The 17,143-nt window shown below is 60.7% G+C and carries 16 protein-coding genes; 8 read left to right on the forward strand and 8 right to left on the reverse strand.

Annotated elements, in window-relative coordinates:
* Positions 1–28: 28 nt before the first annotated feature.
* On the reverse strand, positions 29–1,405 hold the full coding sequence (locus M5B97_RS07045; protein ID WP_248731113.1) for an L-serine ammonia-lyase: 1,377 nt from the start codon (positions 1,403–1,405) through the stop codon (positions 29–31).
* 136 nt (positions 1,406–1,541) lie between these two features.
* Here M5B97_RS07045 and M5B97_RS07050 point away from each other — a divergent pair, with 136 nt between their 5' ends.
* Together M5B97_RS07050 and M5B97_RS07055 are read left to right on the forward strand one after the other, a co-directional pair.
* Entirely contained in the window at positions 1,542–2,489 is a 948-nt protein-coding gene (locus M5B97_RS07050; RefSeq protein ID WP_134658472.1) for a LysR substrate-binding domain-containing protein, read from the forward strand.
* Positions 2,490–2,701: 212 nt separating this feature from the next.
* Positions 2,702–3,112 (forward strand): HPF/RaiA family ribosome-associated protein, encoded by a 411-nt coding sequence (locus tag M5B97_RS07055; protein ID WP_134658470.1) that lies wholly within the window; start codon positions 2,702–2,704, stop codon positions 3,110–3,112.
* 52 nt (positions 3,113–3,164) lie between these two features.
* Here the strand turns inward: M5B97_RS07055 and M5B97_RS07060 are convergent, their stop codons facing one another.
* Positions 3,165–4,673 carry an MFS transporter gene (locus M5B97_RS07060; RefSeq protein ID WP_248731114.1) on the reverse strand — a complete coding sequence of 503 codons (1,509 nt, stop codon included), beginning with the start codon at positions 4,671–4,673 and terminating at the stop codon, positions 3,165–3,167.
* A gap of 106 nt (positions 4,674–4,779) precedes the next feature.
* Here M5B97_RS07060 and M5B97_RS07065 point away from each other — a divergent pair, with 106 nt between their 5' ends.
* Complete coding sequence (locus M5B97_RS07065; RefSeq protein WP_248731115.1) at positions 4,780–5,652, forward strand: LysR family transcriptional regulator; 873 nt, start codon at positions 4,780–4,782, stop codon at positions 5,650–5,652.
* On the opposite strand, the gene fecA is transcribed toward M5B97_RS07065, so the two are convergent.
* From fecA to M5B97_RS07080, 3 genes are all read right to left on the reverse strand, one after another.
* Positions 5,649–7,985, reverse strand: coding sequence for a TonB-dependent Fe(3+) dicitrate receptor FecA (gene fecA / locus M5B97_RS07070; RefSeq protein WP_248731116.1), 2,337 nt, complete (start codon positions 7,983–7,985; stop codon positions 5,649–5,651). The two genes, M5B97_RS07065 and fecA, sit on opposite strands and share 4 nt — an antisense overlap.
* A gap of 91 nt (positions 7,986–8,076) precedes the next feature.
* Entirely contained in the window at positions 8,077–9,018 is a 942-nt protein-coding gene (locus tag M5B97_RS07075; protein ID WP_248731117.1) for a FecR domain-containing protein, read from the reverse strand.
* Entirely contained in the window at positions 9,015–9,503 is a 489-nt protein-coding gene (locus M5B97_RS07080; protein ID WP_248731251.1) for a sigma-70 family RNA polymerase sigma factor, read from the reverse strand. Before M5B97_RS07080 ends, M5B97_RS07075 begins: the two co-directional genes overlap by 4 nt.
* A gap of 170 nt (positions 9,504–9,673) precedes the next feature.
* Between M5B97_RS07080 and M5B97_RS27625 the strand changes: the two genes are divergently transcribed.
* From M5B97_RS27625 to M5B97_RS07095, 4 genes are all read left to right on the forward strand, one after another.
* On the forward strand, positions 9,674–9,799 hold the full coding sequence (locus M5B97_RS27625) for a hypothetical protein (RefSeq protein WP_283100916.1): 126 nt from the start codon (positions 9,674–9,676) through the stop codon (positions 9,797–9,799).
* A 7-nt stretch (positions 9,800–9,806) separates the two neighbouring features.
* Entirely contained in the window at positions 9,807–10,385 is a 579-nt protein-coding gene (locus M5B97_RS07085; RefSeq protein ID WP_123714716.1) for an RNA polymerase sigma factor, read from the forward strand.
* A complete protein-coding gene (locus M5B97_RS07090) occupies positions 10,382–11,359 on the forward strand; it encodes a FecR family protein (protein WP_248731118.1) in 978 nt (325 codons plus the stop codon). The genes M5B97_RS07085 and M5B97_RS07090 overlap by 4 nt, the downstream gene beginning before the upstream one ends.
* A 239-nt stretch (positions 11,360–11,598) precedes the next feature.
* A complete protein-coding gene (locus M5B97_RS07095; protein ID WP_248731119.1) occupies positions 11,599–13,839 on the forward strand; it encodes a TonB-dependent receptor in 2,241 nt (746 codons plus the stop codon).
* Between the two features lie 121 nt (positions 13,840–13,960).
* Here M5B97_RS07095 and M5B97_RS07100 read toward each other — a convergent pair whose 3' ends face one another.
* Both M5B97_RS07100 and yejK read right to left on the reverse strand, forming a co-directional pair.
* Positions 13,961–14,311 (reverse strand): glutaredoxin family protein, encoded by a 351-nt coding sequence (locus M5B97_RS07100; RefSeq protein WP_248731120.1) that lies wholly within the window; start codon positions 14,309–14,311, stop codon positions 13,961–13,963.
* Positions 14,311–15,315 carry a nucleoid-associated protein YejK gene (gene yejK / locus M5B97_RS07105; RefSeq protein WP_248731121.1) on the reverse strand — a complete coding sequence of 335 codons (1,005 nt, stop codon included), beginning with the start codon at positions 15,313–15,315 and terminating at the stop codon, positions 14,311–14,313. Before yejK ends, M5B97_RS07100 begins: the two co-directional genes overlap by 1 nt.
* A 398-nt stretch (positions 15,316–15,713) precedes the next feature.
* On the opposite strand from yejK, the gene M5B97_RS07110 reads away from it, so the two are divergent.
* Entirely contained in the window at positions 15,714–15,995 is a 282-nt protein-coding gene (locus M5B97_RS07110) for an HU family DNA-binding protein (RefSeq protein ID WP_005785131.1), read from the forward strand.
* A 79-nt stretch (positions 15,996–16,074) separates the two neighbouring features.
* Here the strand turns inward: M5B97_RS07110 and rlmF are convergent, their stop codons facing one another.
* Positions 16,075–17,094, reverse strand: a complete 1,020-nt coding sequence (gene rlmF / locus M5B97_RS07115; protein WP_123714719.1) for a 23S rRNA (adenine(1618)-N(6))-methyltransferase RlmF — start codon at positions 17,092–17,094, stop codon at positions 16,075–16,077.
* Positions 17,095–17,143 lie beyond the last annotated feature (49 nt).

Genomic DNA, 17,143 nt, shown 5'->3' on the forward strand with positions numbered 1-17,143 from the left:
CACGTTGGGGCGGGTAGCAGTGCTCCGATCAGCACTCCACCCAGCTGACCGCCAGGCCGCCCCGTGAAGTTTCTTTGTACTTGTCATGCATATCGGCGCCGGTATCGCGCATGGTGCGGATCACCCGGTCGAGGGAAATGAAGTGTTTGCCATCGCCGCGCAGGGCCATTTGCGTGGCGTTGATCGCCTTCACGGCGGCGATGGCGTTGCGCTCGATACACGGCACTTGCACCAGGCCGCCGACAGGGTCGCAGGTCAGGCCGAGGTTGTGCTCCAGGCCGATTTCGGCGGCGTTTTCCAGTTGCTCGGGGGTTGCGCCGAGGATCTCGGCCAACCCGGCGGCCGCCATGGCGCAGGCCGAGCCGACTTCGCCCTGGCAGCCGACTTCGGCACCGGAGATCGAGGCGTTTTTCTTGCACAGAATGCCGACAGCGGCCGCAGCCAGGAAGAAATTGACCACATCGTCGTCAGAGGCGTTGGCATTGAACTTCATGTAGTAATGCAGCACCGCCGGGATGATCCCCGCCGCGCCATTGGTCGGCGCCGTGACCATGCGTCCGCCGGCGGCGTTTTCTTCGTTGACGGCGAGGGCGAACAGGTTGACCCATTCCATCGCGGACAGGGTCGAGGTGATGACATTCGGCTTGCCTATTTCCAACAGGCTGCGGTGCAGTTTCGCGGCGCGACGCGGTACATCCAAGCCCCCCGGCAAGATGCCTTCGTCGCGCAGGCCCTGTTCCACGCATTCGCGCATCACTGACCAGATATGCAGCAGGCCGCTACGGATTTCTGCGTCGCTGCGCCACGCCCGTTCATTGGCCATCATCAGCTCCGAAACTCGCAGGCCGTGCTTATTGCACAGGGCCAGCAGTTCGACTGCGCTGGAAAAGTCGTAGGGCAATTGCACATCGCTGGTCGGCGCATTACCCGAAGCCGCCTCAGCTGCGTCGATGATGAAGCCGCCGCCCACCGAATAATAGGTTTGCTCGCTCAGCAGGCCGGTTTCACCGTAGGCGTGCAGCGACATGGCGTTGGGGTGGTAGGGCAGGCTTTCGTCCAGCAGCAGGAGATCGGAGTGCCAATTGAAGGCAATGTCCTGGGTGCCCGCGAGTAACAACCGGCCGGACTCACGCAACTGCTGGATGCGGGTGTTGATCGAGGTCGGGTCGACCTGATCCGGCCATTCGCCCATCAGGCCCATGACGCAGGCCCGGTCGGTGGCGTGGCCGACCCCGGTGGCGGACAGCGAGCCGTACAGGCGCACTTCGACCCGGCGCGTGTCGCTCAGCACCTGTTGGTCGACCAGTGCCTGGGCAAAGCTCGCCGCTGCCCGCATGGGGCCGACGGTATGGGAGCTGGAAGGGCCGATGCCCACTTTGAATAGATCGAAAAAACTGATAGCCATGCTAAAGCCTTACAAGCAATGGAGTAGGAATCGCTGCCATTTTTGTAGGCCGAGCGCAATTGGCGCGATACTGATCCTCTGGATCGGCACTGACCAACGAATTATCCTAAGACACCCTTTAGCAGGACTAAACCCTATGACCCGCCCCCTCCATGGCCAGACGTACGTCTGGTTGCACGTTTTTTCCTGCGCGGCACGGCATTTGTCGTTCACCCGTTGCGCTGAAGAACTGCACATCACACCGGGGGCGGTGAGCCAGCAAATCCGCCAGTTGGAGGAACGGTTGGGGTTTCGACTGTTCCATCGCCGGGCGCGCGGGGTTGAACTCAGTGCCGAGGGGCAGCGGTTGGCAACGACGGTGGGGGAGGCCTACGGCAGCATCGATGCCGAATTGCAGCGGTTGGACGCCGGCATGATCAGCGGCACCCTGCGCCTGCGTTCCATTCCGTCGTTTCTGGGTAAGTGGCTGACGCCGCGGTTGCCGCGTTTACAGCAACGCTTCCCGGACATCCAACTGCGCATGGTGGCCGAAGACAGCAGCATTGCCCTGCACGAAGGCGACTTTGACTTGGCGATTGACCTCAACGACGGCAGCTACCCTGGCTTGTTATCCACAGCCCTGCTGGACGAGCAGATATTCCCGGTGTGCGCGCCTGGCCTGCTGCGCGGCCGTCCGCCGTTACATGGCCCGGCGGATCTGGTGCACTTTCCGCTGTTGCACGACATCACGGCCTGGCGTGGGAGTTATGAGTACGCCGAGTGGGAGTTTTACCTGAATGCCATCGGCTATCACCACGCCGATGTGCGGCGTGGGCACACCTTCAACCGCAACCATCTGACCATCGAAGCTGCCATCGCCGGCATGGGCGTGGCGATTGCCCGGCGCACCCTGCTCAATGATGAGCTGGAGCGTGGCACCTTGATCGTCCCATTCGGCGTAGCCGTGCCCAACCACAAACGCTACGTGCTGCTGTATGCACCAGGCGCGTTGAGCCATCCGGGCGTGCGGGCGGTGCATGACTGGCTGGTGGAGGAAGCAGCGGTTTTTCGCGGATTGCACCCGCTGGGAGAGGGGCAATTGTAAGGTTCGCAGGGCGTAGGAAGATGTAACTAACTCCCCACCCTAACAGCGTTTTTGCTCGTAGTCAGACTTAATTTGTAATGTGGGATTTATCTTTGCAAAGGGGTTGAAATGTTTCGCTGAGTGCTCAATTGTGTAATCAAGAGGTCATGGTTTCACCGCATCGGTGTTGCAGTCGTGGCCTCCCGCGAGCTAGCTGAAATAAGGGAAGAACTATGCAAATCCAAGTCAATAGCGATAACCATATTGAAAGCAGCATCCGACTGGAGGAGTGGGTACGTACGACCATTGAGAGCACGCTCGAACGTTATGAAGAGCACCTTACCCGTGTTGAGGTCTACCTGCGGGATGAGAACGGCGACAAGCCAGGCCCCCATGATTTGAGTTGCCGCCTGGAAGCGCGGCCAAAAGGCCATCAACCGATCTCGGTCTGCGATAAGGCCGATACGCTTGAACAGGCGATCGACGGTGCGGCTATCAAGCTGGAGCATGCGTTGGAACATCTGTTCGGCAAACTGCAAGGCAAGCCACGCGCTGCCGGGAAAAGTCTGCCGGCCAACAAAGTGAACGAGGGTGCGCTCGAAGCGGAGTTTGAAGAAAACCTGCAGGCAGCGATTAACAGCTGACAGCTCTTTCATCCCTACCCGAACGGGCCTGCATACGCAGGCCCGTTTTCGTTTACCGGCGGCGGAAGAAATACCGGCTCAATAGCGCCAGCCCGCCCGCGCCGATACCGGCAAAGAGCATTGCCCAACCGGCGCCATGGCGCAGTGCCACCTGGGCTTGCTGGGTGGTCAACCCCAGCCCTTCCAGCTTGCCCGCCGCAATGTGTTGGCTGATGACGGGCCAATTCACCGCCGTGGAGGCGGGCAGCAGGCTGGCCAGTTGATGGCTGATCCCGAGCAACAGCACCAGCCCCATCAGCGCGATATTGAGCGCCAGGGTGATCAGCCGTGCACTGAGATCAATGCCCGACGCCATGCCGGCACGGTCGGCCGAGACCGAGCCGGTGGTGGTGTTAGTGGTCGGTGAATTAGTCAGCGCCAAACCCACGCCCGCGATGCCGCAACTGCACAGCACCAGCACGATACTCGGCTGCTCGGTACCATTGACGATGGCCATGGCGATAAACCCGGCGCCCATCAAACCCAGGCCTATGGGGATAATCCGTTCGGCGCCATGACGCAGTGCCAGGCGTTCAGCCAGCGGCGGCACCAGCAGGGTGGGCAAGGTGTAGGCAAGCAGGGCGCCGCCGGTGGTCAGGGTGTCGTAGCCCAGGCCCGCCTGGAAATAGAGCGGCAGGTAGATCATGAACGGCCAGAAACTGAAGTTCATACCGATCGAGCCCATCAAGGCACCGTTGAAACGCTGGATGCGCAACACCGAGAAATCAAACATCGGATGTGCGCTGCGTCGCTCGATGACAATGAACAACAGCAACCCGACCAGCGACAAACCTGCCCAACCGAGCATGGCCGGTGTGCCGAAGCCGTTTTCGCTGCCCTGGGTGATGAAGTACACCAGCGCGAACACTGACAGCGTCAAGGTAAGCATCCCGGCAATGTCCAGGCGATGCCCGGCCGGGTCGCGGGATTCCTGCACACTGGCCCGCAGCAACGCCAGGGTCAGCAAGGTAAGTGGCACGTGTACCAGAAATACCCAGCGCCAATCCGCTATCGCCAGGATCAAGGCGCCCACCATTGGCCCGAATCCGAGACCCACGCCCGCGATCACGCCCCATACCGCGAACGCTCGTGCACGCCCCTCCGGCTCCCAGAACTGGTGCGAAAGAATGGCGAACTGGCAAATCATCATTGCCCCGGCGCCCACACCCTGGACGAAACGCGCCGCGATCAGTGTCGACGCCGTATCGGCCAACCCACAGGCCAGCGAGGCCACGCCGAACAGCCACAAACACAGCACCAGCATGCGCCGCCGACCAAAACGATCGGCCAGCGTGCCTGCCGCCATCAGGACGCTGGTGCAGGCCAGGGTGTAGGCGTTCATGATCCATTGCGCATCCTGGAAGCCCGTGCCCAATTGTTGTTCGAGGGTGGGCAGGATGACCGGCACGCTGGAGATCTCCAGGCCGAACATCAGGGCAACGAGGCACACGGCGGTGAGGGCGAGGCCATCTCTGGCGGTACGCGAGACGCTGACGGCCGATACGGCAGTGGCGGGCGGCATGGGATGTTCCTTTGGATTGAATGAAGGTTTCATTCTCACGGGAACTGAATTCTTTATTCGTGATAAGTTTTCCGTTGATAAGGGATTCCAGGGCGACAATAAAATCATGGCCATTCCACGTTTCGACGGCGTTGAACTGTTTCTGCACATCGTCGAGAGCGGCAGCCTCACCGCAGCCGCTGAACGTCTGAACCTCACGCGCTCTGCCGTGGGTAAGGGCTTGGCGCGGCTGGAGGCACGCTTGGGCACTTGCCTGTTGCAGCGTTCCACGCGCCGCCAGCGTCTGACCGAAGATGGGCAGGCGTACTACGAGCATTGCCTGCGCGCCCTGGCCGAACTGGAGGCCGCCGAGTCGGTACTCGAAAGCGGCCGGCAACAGCCGCGCGGGCGTTTAAGGGCAAGCTTGCCATTGGCTTTCGGCCACCATTATGCGGCGCCTGCCCTGTGGGGATTGATGGACCGTTACCCGGAACTGGAGATCGAGATTTCATTCTCGGACCGGCTCACGGACCTGGTGCAGGAAGGCTTTGATGTCGCCGTGCGCATCGGCCCGCTACCGGACACCGACCGCCTCAGTGCGCGCCGCCTGGGTGAACAGTCGGTGGGGTTGGCCGCTTCACCGGCGTACTTGCGGCGTGTCGGGCCGATTGAGGGTATCGATGATCTCGCCGGTCACCGAGGCATTGCCTACCGGGGCAGTACGTCCCTGCGCTCCGGGGTGACCTCGCCATTGATGCTCGACGACCTCCAGGCCGTGGCCGATGCCGCGATTGCGGGCGTCGGCCTGGCCTGGTTGCCGAGCTGGTTGATTGCGCATTACGTGCTGCGTGGGCAACTGGAAGCCGTGCTGCCGAGCCATCGCACGCAGCCTGCGCCGATCCATGTGATCTGGCCGACGGCCGCCCGTATGCCCGCCAAAGTGCGCTGCGCCATCGACGCCTTGGTGGCGGGCACTCCCAGTTGCCTGGCGGGCAGTTAGAACGCGATGGAGGTTTGCACGTAGACCGTGCGCGGCTCGCCGACGTATTTGCCCTTGTTGTTGTCGTCGAACGAGCGGGTGTAGTACTGCTTGTTGAAGATGTTTTTCACACCGACCGCCACGTTCAAATCCGACAACTGCGGGCCGAAGTCATACGCCGCGCGGCTGCTGAACAGCATGTAGCCGGGGATGCGTCCGTTGGCGCCGTCGGCGCTTTCCGCCTGGGTATTGGCGTTGTCGGCGAACTGGCTGCTCTGGTAGCTGCTGTCCAGGTTGAGCTTCCAGCGACCTTCGGTGTAACCCACGCCCAGGGTGCCTTTGTGCTTGGACGAGAAGGGCACGCGGTTGCCTTTGTTCGGGCCGTCTTCGCGAATGGTCGCATCGACGTAGGCATAAGTGGCGTACACGTCATAACCCGCGAGCGCCGGGCTCAAACCGTCAAGGGCGTAGTTGATGCTCGATTCGATGCCCTGATGGCGCGTTTCACCACGGGCGATCACGGTGTCGTTGGTCTGGTTGCTGTCGTACTGGTTATCGAAGTTGATCAGGAACGCACCGATTTCCGCGCGCAGGGTGCCGTTGTCGTAACGCGTGCCGAGTTCCCAGGTGCGGGCTTTTTCCGGCTTCACTTCACCGCTGGCTATGCGGTTGGGCATCTGGCTGTATTGCACGCTGCCGAACGAGCCTTCGGTGTTGGCGTAGAGGTTCCAGTCTTCGGTAACGTGGTAGAGCACGTTCAACGCCGGCAGCGCGGTGTTGTAGTCTCCCTTGTACTTGACGTTGGTCAGGTTGTTGGTCTGTTGGGACTCGATCATCTCGTAGCGCACACCGGGGGTAATGGTCCACTTGCCGATGTCGATGCGGTCGTCGACGAAGAACGCATTGGCTTCGGTGGCGCCACGGGTGTCGCGGTCGTTGCGGCTATCGGTGTTGGGCATTTGCTGGTTGGCGGTGATCGGCGTGCGATAGCGCATTTCGTGGCCGGCTTCGTTGATGTAACGGTAGCCGACGCCGACTTCATGGCGGGTGGGGCCGAGGTCGAAGCCTTGGGCGAAACGGGTTTCCAGGCCGCGTACCCAGTATTCGCGCGGCGACAGCGAAAGGAAGTTGCCTTGGTCCAGATAGCCGTTACGCAAGGTGGTGGTGAAGAAGGTATTGGCGGTGAATTCGCGACGGTCTTCCTGGTAGCGATAACCGGCGTTGAACATCGTACGGCGGCCCCAGAATTTGTCGTAAGGGCGGGTGGACTGGTACGGATCAGCCTTGTAGTCCTTCACGTTCAAGCCCCCAGGCATATCGGCCTGGCCTTCGTAGTACTGCGCCATGGTATTGAAACTATTGGCGTCGTCGAGCTGGTAGTTGCCCTTGAGGATCAGGTCGTCGATGCGCGTATTGCTGTTTTCGCGCCAGTCGCCGCCACGGGTGCCGGAGTACAGAATCGCGCCGCCCAGGCCGTTGTCGGCGGTGCCGCCAGCCAGCAGGTTACCGGTGGTCTTGAAGCCATCATGGCTGGAAGACGGGCTGGTTTCGGTCTGCAAGCCGCCTTTGACCGTCGGTGCGTCCGGGATTGCGCGGGTCACGAAGTTGACGATGCCGCCAACGTTTTGCGGGCCGTAGCGCACGGCGCCGCCGCCGCGTACCACGTCAACTGCGTCCATGTTGCCCATGCTGATCGGGGCGAATGAAAGCTGTGGTTGACCATACGGCGCAAAGGGCACCGGAATGCCATCCATCAACACGGTGGAGCGCGAGGCCAGCCGCGGGTTGAGACCGCGAATGCCGAAGTTCAGCGCCATGTCATGGCTGCCGGTGCCGTTGTTTTCCGGGGCATTGACCCCGGGGATGCGGTTGAGCACGTCACGGGCCTGGGTGGCGCCCTGGCGTTCGAATGTTTCGCGGCGGATCACGTCACGGGCGCCGGGGTGTTCGAACACGTTGGTTTGTTCCGCATCGCCGAGCCAATCGCCCACGACGTTTGAGGTTTGCAGTTCGACGGTCGTGGGGGCGTTGGCCGGTTGCAGGCTGTAGGCGTTGTTGCCCTCGGCCCGGGCTTGCAGGCCGGTGCCTTCCAGCAGTTGTTGCAACCCATCGGCGGCGCTGTAGTTGCCGGATAAACCGCGGCTCTGCAGGCCTGCCGTGAGGTCGGAGCCGAAGGAAATCAGTACGCCCGCTTCGCGTCCGAATTGGTTCAAGGCCGTTTCCAGCGATGCCGGGGCGATGTGATAGGGCTTGGCTTCGGCCGCCATTACCTGGGGCAGCACGGTGAAACTCAGGCTGGCGCCGAGCAGTAGCTGACGCAGGGTACGGGCGAGAAGGGTGGGGTGCTGGGGCATGAAGGGCGGTCCTGAGAAGGAAGGATCAAGGTGGCTTTCCTTCTCTGTCACGCGAGGGCTGGAAAACGGCTCACGGTTATCGAGAATATTTTCAGGCGCGTGCCTGCACGGTCACCCAGTAGCGCGTAAAGCGTCGAACCTTGACCGGCAAACTGACTTCCAACAGGTCGAGAATGCGCTCGCTGTCATCCAGCGGGTAACTGCCGGACAGCAGCAGGTTGGCCACCTGCGGATCGCAATTGAGCTGGCCACGCCGATAGCGGCCCAGCTCGGCGAGGAAATCTTCCAGGCGCATGTGGGCAGCCATCAGCATGCCATCGGCCCAGGCGCCGCTGTTGGCGTCGACAGGGCGCGGGGTGTCCCAGCCTTTGCGGGTGAAATTCACCTGGCGGTTGGCTTCGACGATCAGCGGCAGGCCGCTGTAGTGGTTGGGCATGACCTCGACATGGCCGTCGAGTACCGCCAGTTGGGTGCGGTCATTGAACTGGCGCACGTTCAAGCGCGCCGCCTGGCTGCTGAGCAGGCCCTGGCCGGTCAGCACGCGCAGGGGCGAATGGCCCGCTTGGGCCGTTAGCAGGATTTCGCCTTCGAGCAGACGGATCAAGCGCTGCTGGCCATCAATGTGTACATCCACCGCGCTGCCGGTGTTGAGCTGCAACTGGCTGCCATCGGCCAATTGCACCTTTCGGCGCTGGCCCACGGGGCTGCGGTAGTCGGCGCTCAGCGGCGGCAGGACGTGCTGTTGGCGCAGGCCCCAGGCCGCAGCCGAACCCGCACCGAGGATCAGCAGCAATTTCAGCGCCTGGCGCCGGCTGCTGGATTTCGCTGCGTTCAACGTCGCATGCGCCAGGGGCGAAGGCATGCCGCGCAGGCGTTGGTTGACGCGTTGGATATGGTCCCAGGCACGCTGATGTTCGCTGTGGGCCGCCAGCCATTGTTGCCAAGCCGCTTGCTGGCGCGGGTTGAGGCCACCTTGCTGCATTTCCATCAGCCAGTGCACGGCCTGTTCGGCGACGTGGGTCGAGAAGTTCATAGGGCAAAGTAGCAGCGCATGGCCGCTTTGTTCAGGTGGCGTTTGACGGTGGCAATGGAGATGCCCAGTTCTGCGCCGATTTGCGCATAGGTCAGCCCATCGAGCTGGGCCAGCAGGAAGGCGCGTTTGACCGGGATGGGTAAGCCGTTGAGCAGTTGGTCCAGCTCGACCAGGGTTTGCAGGATGATGGCGCGTTCTTCTTCCGAAGGCGGCACGTGCTCGGGCAGTTGCGCCAAGGCATCGAGGTAGGCGCGTTCCAGGTCCTGGCGACGGTAATAGTTGAACAGCACGCGCTTGGCCACGGTGGTGAGGAAAGCGCGGGGTTCGATCAGCGTTGGAGTTTCTCGTGCGGTCAGCACCCGGATAAAGGTGTCTTGCGCCAGGTCCGCAGCACTTTCAGGGCAGCCGAGTTTGCGTCGCAACCAGCCGGTGAGCCAGTGGTGATGGTCGTGGTACAGGACTTCGAAGGTGTTGGACGGCTGCAACGCGATCACTCCACGGACATTGGTGTGCGTCAGAGAACAAGAATTGTTCGCATTGTAGGGCGCATGACAAGGTTCGGCAATCCGCCGGGGCAGGTGATTCATCCGTTCTCTTTTGCTTATGAGAATATTTATCATTAATATCGCGCACTGATGAACCTGGCGCTTCCCGCATGAAAAGCAAAATCCTGTTGCCTGCTTTCTATCGACCAGGCGTGACATCGCGCGGTGCGTCGTTTGCCACCCTGGCGGGCGTCGTTCTGCTGACCCGTTCTGTTGCGGCCTTCGCCTTATTCTGAGCCTGCCATGATGATCAGCACTCCACCGGAATCCCAAGACAACCCGCACCCGGATGCGGCCGGTGGGCGTGCGCATTTTTTGCAGGTGTTCCTGTCCCAGCGGTCGCAGATGGAAGCCTTGGTCAGCCGCCGCGTGGGTTGCCGCGCCACGGCGGCCGACCTGGTGCAGGACCTGTTCCTGCGCTTCTGGCGCCGGCCGCTGGTGCAGGTCGAAGAACTCAGCACTTACCTGTTGCGCTGCGCCGGCAACATCGCCATCGACCATCTGCGCAGTGAAGGCGCGCGGGTGCGCAGCAACGAAGGCTGGTTGCCGGAGCAGCAGGATAACCAGGGCAGTGAACCCCAGGCGGCACTCGAGGCGGGTAATGATTTGCGCCATGTCGAAGCCGCCCTGCGCAGTTTGCCGGAGCGCACCCGGCAGATTTTCCTGCTTAACCGCATCCATGGCCGCAAGTACGCGGACATCGCCAAGGCCATGGGCTTGTCCCAAAGTGCCGTGGAAAAACATATGATGCGTGCCCTCGAAGCCTGTAAGGCCAGCCTTCGTGAACCACTGCCTCCACGCTCGCCAGGGAAAGCACCGTGAACGTTACCCCCACGCCCGCTCAAGAGCAGGCCGCACTCGACTGGTTGAGCCTGCTGCACGACCAGCCCAGCAGTGGCGATCAGGTTACCTTCAGCCGTTGGTTACGTGCCGACCCTGCGCACGTCGAGGCCTATTCCCAGGCGCAGGTGCTGTGGGAGTTGAGTGAAGTGCCGGCGCGCAAGCTGGCGGACGAAGAGGCTCTGGCCTTGCAGGGCTACCTCACCGCGATGAACACGGCAAGACGTTCACGGGTGGTGCGTGGGGCCGGTGCGTTGGCCATGGCCGCGTGCCTGCTGTTGATGGTGTGCATGGGCCTCGGTTGGCAGCCGTCGCGCTGGGTCGATGACTTCGGCGCCGACTACGTGACCGCGCCCGGCGAGGTGAGGACCGTCACCCTGGCCGATCAATCCCAAGTGACCCTGGATGCCGACAGCGCCATTGCCGTGGATTTCAGCCATGGCGAGCGCCACATCCAGCTGCGTCGCGGCGCCGGTTTTTTCAGCGTGACCCACACTGGCCAGCCCTTCGTGGTGGAAGCGGGCAGCGGTGAAGCGCGGGTGCTGGGTACGCAATTCGAAGTGCGGCTGCAACCGGCCGGTGCGCAGGTCACGGTGTTGTCCGGGCGGGTGGGCGTCACCGCGTCCAGGCAGGGGCAGCAGCAGATTCTGACGGCCGGCCAGCAAGTGGCCTACGCCGACGGTATCGCCGAACCCATGCACTCGGTTGACGGCGAGTCGCGCCTGGCCTGGCGCGACGGATGGCTCAATTACTACAAGGCGCCGTTGGCCGATGTGATCGAGGATCTGGGGCGTTACTACCCGGGGCGCATTCTGTTGCTCAACGACGAGATGGCCGGCAAACGTGTGAGCGGCAGCTTTCCGAGCAAAGACCCGCAAGCGGTGTTGAATGCCTTGCAGGCCGTGCTCGGGTTTGAACAGCAGCGTGTTTTTGGTCGGATGATTGTGTTGCGTTAGATACACATCACGCCGACTCTATCTCTTTCGCTTGCCTGTTCGGCTTGCGCAGGCCACGCCTCGCGCTGCCTGCAGCGCTTTAACCGAACCTTCATCGCAATCCCCTGAACCTGTCACCAAACCGTTACACATGACGTGGATCATCCCCGGGTTCCTGAGCAAGTGGTCAGGAAGACAAGCGTCGTCTGCCACTCCAGCCTCGGCGCAGTTGCCCCATACAACAGGTAAGGGATCTACAGGTGAACTACAACAAACTTTATGCCCTGCTTCTGGCAACGGGCCTGGGTGGCTTTGCGCCGCTGGTTTTGGCGGAGGATGCTCAGGACGTAGGTTCGGTGAATATCGCCGGCAAACAAACCTTGGGTAACGGTCACATGATTCGCGAAGAAAGTGCCAAGGCGCGGTCCACGGTGACCAAGGAAGCCATGGACGAAATGTCGGCAACCGCCAACGCCATCGACAAGCTCAAGTACACCCCGGGCATCAACGTTTCCAGCGATGACTCCAGTGGCACCAGCGGCACCAACTTCACCATGCGCGGTATGAATTCCGACCAGATCGGGGTTTCCGTAGACGGCGTGCCGATCAACGATTCGGGCAACTACGCCGTGTATTCAAACCAGTTGGGCGACCCGGAAAACCTCGCCGAGGTGTTCGCCACCCAGGGTTCCTCCGAAGCGGACGGCCCGCACATTGGTTCCAGCGGCGGCAACATCGGCATGATCACCCTTCGGCCGACCAAAGAACCCGGAGTGTTCGCCAAGCAGATCGTAGGGGCCAATGACCTGCGCAAGACCTTTGTACGCGTGAACACCGGTGACTTCGGCGGCCTCAAGACCTGGGTGTCGGCCTCGCACCTGGAAGGTGACAAATGGCGCGGCAAAGGCACCTTGCGCAGCGACAAGGTTGAGTGGAGCAGTCTGTTTGAAGACGGCAATGGCAACTCGACACTGGCTACGGTGAAGTACAACAACCAGGAAAACTACAACTACAACACCCTGAGCAAAACGCAGTTCGATCAGGAAGGACGGCGCAAAGACTACGCCGAAACCCCGATCTACAAGAGCGGGCTGCTGTCCTCGTCCTACAAACTCAACCGCAACCCGTTTGAAAGCGTCAACGCTACGCTCACCCAGCGCTGGCAATTGCAAGACAACCTGGCGCTGACCGTCACGCCCTATTACTACTGGGCCAACGGTGGCAGTTTCAGTGGCCAGACCGCTTCGAACCTGGGGCCAAAGTCCGATAAAGCCGGCAACTACGACCTGAGCAACCTGAAGTCAGCCAACTACTATCGCCCATCCTGGACCGAGACCTGGCGCCCCGGCGTCACTGCGAAAATGAAATGGGACGTCAACGAAGAACACAGTCTGGACTACGGCTACTGGTATGAACGCGCGCGCCAGCGCCAGAGCCAGCCGTTTATCGGGATCAACGGCGAAGGCGCACCCGATGATGTGTGGGGCGACTACAACAGTGGCGGCCAAGTGGTCGACAAAAATGGTGCGACCGTACAAGGCCGCCATTACTACACCGTTACCCCAGCCCAGAAGCTCTGGGTTCAGGACAGTTGGCAAGCCACGCCGGACCTGAGTTTTGTCGGTGGCGTGGCGTACCAATACGTCGAGCGCGACGGCAACAACCTGGGCAGCCTGTACGACCAGCCGGAAAAACGAAACACCCGTTACCACCAGTTCCTGCCGAACTTGAGTGCCAAGTACCAGTTCGACGAAAGTAACCAGGCGTTCTACAACGTCACCCGCAACATGCGTACGCCGCCGAACTACGTGCTGTACAACAAGGGCGACTCGGTGAGCCTCAAGCCCGAGTTGAGCTGGAACCAGGAACTGGGCTGGCGCTACACGGAAGATGCCATGGCGTTGAGCGCGACCCTGTTCTACATCAGCTTCAAGGACCGTCAACTGTCGACCACTGACTTCAACGGTGATTACGCGGTGATCAACGTCGGCCAGGTCGACAACAAGGGCCTGGAGTTGGAGTGGAGTGGCCTGCTGCCGCATCACTTCAACTACTACGCGTCCTACACCTACACCCAGTCTGAACAGAAAGACGACTTGCTCAGCAAGAACGTGTTGTTGCCGACCTCGGGCAAGCAACTGGCCAACGTGCCGGAAAACATGTTCAACCTGGTGTTCGGGTATGACGATTCGCGTTTCTACGGCAACATCGCGGGCAAATACGTCGGCAGTTTCTACGGCGATTTGACCAACGACGAAAAAATCTCCGGGCGTACCGTGGTTGACCTCAACGCCGGTATCTATTTGCCGGTGGACAAGAAAGTCATCAAGTCCGCGACCCTGCGCCTGTCGATGCTTAACGTGTTCGACAAGGAATACCTGAGCTCGGCCCGCACCGTGTCGTTCAATTCGGCACCGGTGAACGGGCTGGCGCCGAGCACGGCGTATTACAACGTGGGAGAAGAGCGTACGGCGATGGTGTCGCTGGAAGCTAACTTCTAAGCGCACCGCGGGAACCAGTAGGAGAGGGCTCCCGATAGCAGCGGTTCAGTCACTGCATGAGGTGACTGACACCCTGCCATCGGGAGCAAGACCCCTTGTTCTACTGTGTTTGCCAATCGGGTTATTTCAACGCGGCCATGATCGCGTCCGGGTTGTAGTCACGAATCAATGTGCCATTCACGTCTACAAACGGAATCCCGCCACCGCCCAACGCTTCATACGCTTTGCGTGCCTGGGCGTCCTTCTCGATGTCGAATGCCTGGTATGGAATGCCTTTCTGGTCCAGGAAGCGGCGGATCTGCTTGCAGTAGCCACACCACTCGGTGGAATAGAGCACCACGCGCGCCGAGGCGCGTACCTGCTCCGAAACCACCTGCGACGGGTTGAACACCCGCTCGATCTTGCCCCAGTTTTGAATCACCACCACGACCAGCAACACCAGCAGGACTTTCTTGAACACCCCGCCAAGCATCAGTTGCGACGCTTGAGCTGGTCGGTCAGTTGGGTCGGCAGGCCCTTGATGATCAAGGTACCGGCGGCCTCGTCGTATTCGATCTTGTCGCCCAGCAGGTGGGCTTCAAAGCTGATGGACAAGCCTTCGGCGCGGCCGGTGAAGCGGCGGAACTGGTTGAGGGTGCGCTTATCCGCCGGGATTTCCGGCGACAGGCCGTAGTCCTTGTTGCGGATATGGTCGTAGAACGCTTTCGGCCGATCTTCATCGATCAGGCCCGACAGTTCTTCCAGGCCCATGGGCTCGCCGAGCTTGGCCTGGCTGCTGGCGTAATCCACCAATGTCTTGGTTTTCTCGCGGGCGGACTCGTCCGGCAGGTCTTCGCTTTCAACGAAGTCGCTGAACGCCTTGAGCAGGGTGCGGGTCTCGCCTGGGCCGTCGACGCCTTCCTGGCAGCCGATAAAGTCGCGGAAGTACTCCGAGACCTTTTTGCCGTTCTTGCCCTTGATGAACGAGATGTACTGCTTGGATTGCTTGTTGTTCTGCCACTCGGACACGTTGATCCGCGCCGCCAGATGCAGTTGGCCCAGGTCCAGGTGGCGCGACGGGGTCACATCCAGCTCTTCGGTCACTGCCACGCCTTCACTGTGATGCAGCAGGGCAATGGCCAGGTAATCGGTCATGCCTTGCTGGTAGTGGGCAAATAAAACATGGCCACCCGTGGAAAGGTTGGACTCTTCCATCAGCTTTTGCAGGTGCTCGACCGCCACGCGGCTGAAGGTGGTGAAATCCTGGCCACCGTCGAAATATTCCTTCAACCAGCCGCTGAACGGGTGCGCGCCGGACTCGGCATGGAAGAACCCCCAGGCCTTGCCTTGTTTGGCGTTGTAGCTCTCGTTGAGGTCGGCAAGCATGTTCTCGATGGCGGCGGATTCGGACAGTTCCGTATCGCGGGCATGGAGAACTGCGGGTGTGCCGTCGGGTTTTTTGTCGATCAGGTGGACGATGCAATGACGGATCGGCATAGGCTTCTCGGCTGGTTGAAGGGGAGCTGGTGGCCTCCCCGAAAAGTCGCCCAGTGTACCGCACCCATTGGTCAAGACACGCTCCGAAGGCTGTTTTGGATGCTCTCTGACGGGGCATATGCCTTTTTTTCACGCTTTAGAGCGATAAAGCTGACCAAATGGCTAGGTAGAGGCGGATATTTCCCCGTCTCTGTGCTAGTTTTGCCCCGTCTTACGCCAAGTATCGGCGTTAAGCGTGCATTCAGCATCTGTCAGGTCGAACCAATCCCCGTTTCAAGCATCTATAACCCCGATCTCCGTGGTTATAGCCGGGGGTGCCAGGCCTAGACGGTCAGGCTCGACGGCTGACACTGCACTCTGCAATATCCATATGAATTTGATAGGGAAGGAACACCACAATGGCTTTGACTAAAGACCAACTGATCGCTGATATCGCTGAAGCTATCGACGCGCCAAAAACCACCGCGCGCGCAGCGCTGGACCAACTGGGCCAGATCGTTGCTGATCAGCTGGAAAACGGCGGCGAAATCACTCTGCCAGGTATCGGCAAGCTGAAAGTGACCGAGCGTCCTGCCCGTACTGGCCGTAACCCTTCGACCGGCGCTGCCATCGAAATCGCTGCCAAGAAAGTTATCAAGCTGGTTGTGGCCAAAGGCCTGACCGACGCTGTTAACAAGTAAGACGCGGTAAAAAAAACCGTGCTCCGGAGCGATCCGGGCACGGTTTTTTATTGCCTGCGATTTTTACTGTGATGAAGGGCTAGTCGCGAACCCAGCGCTGACGCCAGATCTGCTGCTCGTTCTTGGTCTGGAAGGTCCAGGCCACGAAACGGCTTTGCTTTTGGCCCTGGGACATCTCCACCACATGACTTTCCAGTGCGTTGGCTTTTTTGAGTGCTGTCTCAATCGCCGGCAAATTCGACGCTTTTGACACCAATGTGCTGAACCACAACACCTTGTGGGCAAAATGCGCACTCTCAGCGATAAGCTGCGTGACGAAGCGTGCTTCACCGCCTTCGCACCACAACTCTGCCGATTGCCCGCCGAAGTTCAATACCGGCAACTTGCGCTTGGGATCGGCCTTGCCCAGCGCGCGCCACTTGCGTTCGCTGCCCTTGGTGGCTTCGTCCATGGACGCGTGGAACGGCGGGTTGCACATGGTCAGGTCAAAGCGCTCGCCCGGCTCCAGCAGGCCCAACAGGATTTGCTTGGGGTTGGTTTGCTGGCGCAGTTGGATGACCTTGCTCAGGTCATTGGATTGCACGATGGCCTTGGCCGCGGCCACGGCGATAGGGTCGACCTCGGAGCCGAGGAAGTTCCAGCGGTACTCCATGTAGCCAATCAACGGATAGACACAGTTGGCGCCCATGCCGATGTCCAGCACCTTGACGATTGAACCGCGCGGAATCTTGCCGTCGTTGACGCTGGCCAGCAGGTCGGCGAGGAAATGCACATAGTCGGCACGCCCCGGTACGGGTGGGCACAGGTAGTCGGCTGGGATATCCCAATGCTGGATGCCATAGAAGGCTTTCAGCAGCGCCCGGTTGAAGACCCGCACCGCGTCCGGGCTGGCAAAGTCGATACTTTCCTTGCCATAGGGATTGATGATCACGAATTTCGCCAGTTCCGGCGTCGTTTTGATCAGCGCCGGGAAGTCGTAACGGCCTGTGTGGCGGTTGCGCGGATGCAAGGTGGCCTCTTTGCGCGGCGTGACGGGTTTGGCCGTGGCTGCGGTTTTAGGCTTCTTGCGCGGAGGTTTTGGCGTGCTGGGGGCGGTCATGGGCTACGTCGATTCTGGGGTTGCTTCAAAAGTGGTGGGTATTGTCACA

It is taken from the genome of Pseudomonas sp. MWU13-2517 (assembly GCF_023242545.1).
GTDB lineage: Bacteria > Pseudomonadota > Gammaproteobacteria > Pseudomonadales > Pseudomonadaceae > Aquipseudomonas.